At 60.8% G+C, this 4,576-nt stretch carries 3 protein-coding genes and 1 pseudogene; 3 read left to right on the forward strand and 1 reads right to left on the reverse strand.

Features of this window, described 5'->3' with window-relative positions; translation table 11 throughout:
* Positions 1–805: 805 nt before the first annotated feature.
* From P0D89_RS51030 to P0D89_RS51040, 3 genes and pseudogenes are all read left to right on the forward strand, one after another.
* Positions 806–1,510 (forward strand): annotated as a pseudogene (locus P0D89_RS51030) (IS30 family transposase); the annotation flags it as partial.
* A 634-nt stretch (positions 1,511–2,144) separates the two neighbouring features.
* The gene (locus P0D89_RS51035) at positions 2,145–3,200 is read left to right on the forward strand and encodes a threonine aldolase family protein (RefSeq protein WP_408368178.1); all 1,056 of its coding nucleotides are present in this window, start codon (positions 2,145–2,147) and stop codon (positions 3,198–3,200) included.
* 401 nt (positions 3,201–3,601) lie between these two features.
* Entirely contained in the window at positions 3,602–3,838 is a 237-nt protein-coding gene (locus P0D89_RS51040) for an SRPBCC family protein (RefSeq protein WP_408379324.1), read from the forward strand.
* On the opposite strand, the gene P0D89_RS51045 is transcribed toward P0D89_RS51040, so the two are convergent.
* Positions 3,831–3,998: a hypothetical protein gene (locus P0D89_RS51045; protein WP_408379327.1), complete on the reverse strand. Its 168-nt coding sequence runs from the start codon at positions 3,996–3,998 to the stop codon at positions 3,831–3,833. The two genes, P0D89_RS51040 and P0D89_RS51045, sit on opposite strands and share 8 nt — an antisense overlap.
* Positions 3,999–4,576: the final 578 nt, after the last annotated feature.

Genomic DNA, 4,576 nt, shown 5'->3' on the forward strand with positions numbered 1-4,576 from the left:
ATTGTTTCGTCTGGCGTTGTTGGCCAGAGAGGAAACCGGCTGTTCCGTCAGCCGTAACCTACCGGTGCATGCGGGATTGGTAACGAGCCGGTGTGAAGCCACTGGGACAACGTAACCCGCTCATTGAGCGACGGCGATCTCGCGAGAGAATGTTGTTGTCTGCCAGCGCCGCGGCGGATGGGGTGCAAGGTTGGGCAGTATGGTTAGCGAATGCGAACTGCTGATAAACGTCGTGATCAGTAGCAAGCCAAAGGCGCTGTCAGGCTTGAGCCAAAAGGCATACAGTTGGCTGTCCCTCTCATACGTAGGGACACACGGACTAACGACTGTCGGCGAAAAGGCGGAACCTAACCTGCTCTTGTCCTTTATGCGGAACACAGTAAGCCCGATTGTCCGCCAGCGTCGCAGTTCATCGCGGTATCTGGCAGGCAACCCGCAAGGGAAGCTGTTGGTCGAGCGGGTAAGAGAACGCGGAGAAAACGAACGGCGGCCTGTAATGGGTCGCATAGGGGTTCGAGTTTTGCCCCGACCTGAAAGGGTGCAGACTTCCGCGTGGTGCAGTTGTCGCAGACCAGCGTTTTAGATTCAACGAGGGGCAGCTTGTGAGTGACCGGTGGGGCTACGGTTCAGCGCCTCTCGCCGCAGCAATGAGGTGAATCAACGACGTGACGTTTGCGAAGGTCGTATGAAGGCTGGTATGACCGGCGTCAGTATGACGTTTAATGCTGTGCTCGAGCTGTATGCGGGGAAACTCGCACGTACAGTTCCTCGGGGGCCGCGTTTCCGAGAGGAGACGTGGCTACCCAATTATCCGGCCGACCCGACCCAGCAGGTTTCGCACGAAACCATCTACACGGCCATCTACGCCCAGCCGCGCGGCGAACTGCGCCGTCAGCTCATTGCCTGCCTGCGCCACGGCCACAGCACCCGTATGCCGCGCACACGCGGCACAGACCGGCGCGGACAGATTCCGGATATGGTCAGCATTCATGTGCGCCCGCCCGAAATCGACGACCAACTGCTGCCTGGTCATTGGGAAGGCGACTTCACCAAGGGCGCTGGCAACCAATCTTCGGTAGGCGTTCTGGTCGAACGGACCAGCCGCCTGGTGCTGCTTGCGAAGATGGAAGGTGCCACCGCCGCTTCAGCGTTGGCGGGCTTCTCTGCCAAACTCAACTCGATTGCCGCGCCCTTGCGACAAACCTTCACCTACGACCAGGGCAAAGAAATGTCGCGGCATCAAGAACTCACTGCTGCCACTGGCGTGCGCGTCTACTTCTGCGACCCGCACAGCCCCTGGCAGCGCGGGACCTGCGAAAACACCAACGGATTGCTTCGTCAATATTTGCCTAAAGGCACCGACCTATCGGTCTACAGTCAGGACGAACTCGACGCCATCGCCGACAGCCTAAACAGCCGGCCTCGCGCGACTCACGCGTTCCATTCTCCATTCGAGGTCTTCGCCGCCACGCTCGCCTCAGCGAGCCAACCTCACGGTTCTAAACACTAGACTCGCGTGTTGCACTTCAGTTTGAAACCGCCCTGTCTATCTGAAGCGCTCTCGTCTTGCCTGTTCGCGCCGGAGCAACGGTGCATACCCGTGTAATTCCAGCAGTGCGATATCGAAGGCGCGATCCGTCCTGTTGTTTATGGACAAGTGCGCCGGTGTGTCGCGAACAATCTGCACGACCCGGATTTGTCCCCTGACAGCGTGTTCGCATCGCGGCATCTCTCGCGCGCCAGCGTGTACCGTCTACTGGAGCATGAAGGCGGGCTGGCCGCTTAGTATATCCGCAGCCGCAGGCCGCGAATGGCGGCCGATGAGCTGGTCCGCTTTCCGCATATGGCAGTGCAGGAGATCGGGGTTTCAACGATGCGTCGAGCTTTACACGTGCATTCCGTCCGTGAAGAAAAAACCGACGCAATAGACTGGACCTCTCGGCGCCTATACGCAGATTTAAGTTGCAGATGTGCTGTCGCGGAATGTATCGTCCCGACGGCTACTAGCCCGCTACGGGGTCGATAGCGCCTGTTTAAAGCCCTCAGGAACCGGTCGGGCTGTGAGGACCGACCGGTTCCCGGGTTTTGTCTGCGCGCTCCGTCAAGCTCCTCGAAACTGAAAAGCTCCTCGACACTGAACTCCTATGAAACCTCATTGCATCGATCTTTATAGCGACACCCAGACCAAGCCGACGCCCGGCATGCGTGCCGCCATGGCCCAGGCGGTGGTCGGCGACGAGCAATCGGACGACGACCCGACCACCCTGCAACTGTGCGCAAAGGTGGCGGACCTGCTTGGCCAGGAGGCCGGCGTGTTCATGCCATCGGGTACCATGTGCAACCTGGCAGCCATCCTCACCCACACTCGGCCAGGCGACGAACTGATTTGCGACCATCAATCGCACATCTATGGTACGGAAGCGGCGGGTTCCGCCGCGCTCGCCGGGGTATCGATTTGTGCGCTGCCGTCGCCGCACGGCATCTTTGACGCGCAGCAGGTGGTTCATGCCAAACGGCCACGTACCCGAACCGCACCCCGCTCGACCCTGCTCGCGGTCGAACAGACCACCAACTTCTCCGGCGGCGCCATCTGGCCCTTGCCGCAACTGCGGGCGGTGCGTGATGCGGCCCATTCACACGGCTTGAAATGCCACATCGACGGCGCCCGGCTGCTAAACGCGACCGCAGCCACCGGCATCGCCGCCGTGGACTACGCCGCCGGTTGGGACAGCGTGTGGATCGACCTCAGCAAAGGGCTGGGCTGCCCCGTGGGAGCCGTACTGTGTGGCAGCGCCGACTTTGTGCGTGACGCCTGGCAATGGAAATACCGCCTGGGCGGCGCAATGCGGCAATCCGGCATACTGGCCGCCGCGGGCCTTTATGCCTTGGAGCACCATATCGAGCAACTCAAGGCCGACCACGCGCACGCGCAATCGATCTGGCGCACGCTGTCGGCCTGCGATCTGTTCCGCTTCGACCCGGCGCAGCCGAGTTCAAACATCGTGCGCTTTACCTTCGACCCGGAATCCATAAACGCCGAGACCTTCGCCGAGCGTTGCCTGTCCAAAGGTGTGCGGGTGCGTGCGATCGGGGGCAACTTCATTCGCGCCACTACGCACCTTGACGTAACTGCCGAGGATACCGAGACGGCATCGCACATCATGCTGTCCGTCGCGCGGGCGATGGTCAAACGCGCCTGAGGAACGGACGCATGTCGATGCGTTCACGAAACGCAGCGTCCGGAGAGAACGGGACGGCGAGCGCAACGCCGATGCCTTCCCGCGGCATTGTTACGGTCACCGGATTGTGCCGGCCGCGTGATGCGATGAAGAGTCAGTAAGGCATCCGCGTTCCTGGCGTCGGAGGACAGCAGCGTCGTGAACGGCATCGAATTGTTTGTCGACGGTGGCGCCGCGGAGATCGGAGATGCTTCGAGCCAAGGCGCACGCTGCGCAACTAATTGGTTGCGTATGCTCTCGGGCCATGTCAGCGTAGATGCGACTTACGGTGGCGTATTACAGGCGGCAAATGGCTCAACAGACCGATCGCATCGAGAAGAAGATCCTGCTTCGCGCGCCCGTGCGAACGCGTATGGCGGGCTATGAGCGATGCGAAGCAATTCGGCAGGTGGCTCGGCATCGAGTTCGACAGTGCTTTCGTCGCCGACTCCCGTCTTACCGGGAGGATCACCCCGACGACCGTCGATGCTGAAGGCGCGGACTCGCAGGAACCCTATTCGGGAAAGGCGTTCGAACTCGACGTCGAGCGCATCAAACCTATGCGACTATTTCCTTCCGGTGGCATCCATTCGCCGTCGATCCGAACCTCGACTATTTAAAAGAGCCCACCACGCTCGTCGTCATCGAACTGGTAGAGGTACCGGCGGCTCGGCGTTGACGATCACCGAATCCGGTTTCGATCAGATCCCCCTCACGCTCCGCGCCCAGGCAGGCATTCACGATGAATGAACAGGGCTGGGCCGCCCAGACGACGCTCATCAAGAAATACCTTCACGGCATACCCTGACGAAAAGAGCGGGTGAGCATGCCACGATGGCGCTCCTCCAAGTCCGTCGGCGTTTCCGGAGCTGCCGCAGTATTCACAGCCCTTGGCGACCAGACTCTCCTGCAGATTGTTGCCCGGCTGTGTGAGGACGGCCCGCTTTCGATCGTACGTCTGACCGATGGCTCAAACGTCTCTCGTCAGGCGATCACAAAACATCTGACGCGCTATCGAACGTTGGCCTCGCACGAAGCCAGCGCGCTGAGTGCGAACGCGTATGGAAGCTTCAAAGCAAGCAATTGGCCGAAGTGCGCCGATATCTCGACATAATCTCGGCACAATGGGACCAAGCGCTCGCCCCGTCTGGTGTTGTTCGTCGAGCAGGAGCAGCGGTGAACGGCGCGGTCGCGCTACGGGGGGGGCCGGTTGGTTGATCCGCTAACGGATCGTGCCTTTTTGGAACCCGCGAACGGAGTAACCCCGGTATGCCGACGGCACCCAGCGACTTATGTCGGCGGGTTGCCGCGCGCCCGCGATGTGGCAGCTTTACATCTTCACGATGTCCAGCAGCTTC

The sequence above is a fragment of the Paraburkholderia sp. RL18-085-BIA-A genome, from assembly GCF_046027075.1.
In the GTDB taxonomy this organism is placed as follows: Bacteria; Pseudomonadota; Gammaproteobacteria; order Burkholderiales; family Burkholderiaceae; genus Paraburkholderia.

What these genes read in the sequence shown, in the direction of transcription:
- P0D89_RS51035 (WP_408368178.1), top strand. Translation starts at nt 2,145, where the DNA reads ATGAAACCTCATTGCATCGATCTTTATAGCGACACCCAGACCAAGCCG.
- P0D89_RS51040 (WP_408379324.1), top strand. Translation starts at nt 3,602, where the DNA reads ATGAGCGATGCGAAGCAATTCGGCAGGTGGCTCGGCATCGAGTTCGAC.
- P0D89_RS51045 (WP_408379327.1), bottom strand. Translation starts at nt 3,998, where the DNA reads ATGAGCGTCGTCTGGGCGGCCCAGCCCTGTTCATTCATCGTGAATGCC.